This window comes from Mesorhizobium sp. M4B.F.Ca.ET.089.01.1.1 (assembly GCF_004022605.1).
Lineage (GTDB): Bacteria > Pseudomonadota > Alphaproteobacteria > Rhizobiales > Rhizobiaceae > Mesorhizobium > Mesorhizobium abyssinicae.
Map to the genome: position 1 here is coordinate 1 of NZ_RZOS01001448.1, position 435 is coordinate 435.

Consider the following 435-nt stretch of genomic DNA (forward strand, 5'->3'; position numbering starts at 1 on the left):
CTGAAGGACATGATGACGACAAGAACCTCTGGAAACAGTAGGTAGAACATAACGAGCGCGAGAAACATTATGCCGACTAGCTGCGGCCAGCGACCGTCGCCACCTGCGCGGTAGAGCTGTGCTATCCAGCGCTTCGCCCGATAGGAAATAAAAAACTCACCGAGACGGTGCCATGACTTCAGCGATGGTTGCGCCGTGCGGCGCGACGTACCTGAGAGATCGAGCCCGACCATCGAGAGCACGACGATGGCGACTGCCAGGAGGACAAAGGCCGAGGCAGCGACGCGTCCCATGTCGAAAGAGCTACGGACCTGCGACGCAATGAAGGTCGATAGCATGGCGTCTCCCAACCCGCCGAGTGCGGCTGGCGCGATGTAGAAGCCGAGGCAGACCACAAAAACCAACAGGCAGCCGCTGCGCACGCCCGGCATGCTG

Annotated in this window: 1 pseudogene; it reads right to left on the reverse strand. The window is 60.2% G+C overall.

Features of this window, described 5'->3' with window-relative positions:
• Nucleotides 1-435, reverse strand: a pseudogene (locus EN780_RS39585) (ABC transporter permease); the annotation flags it as partial.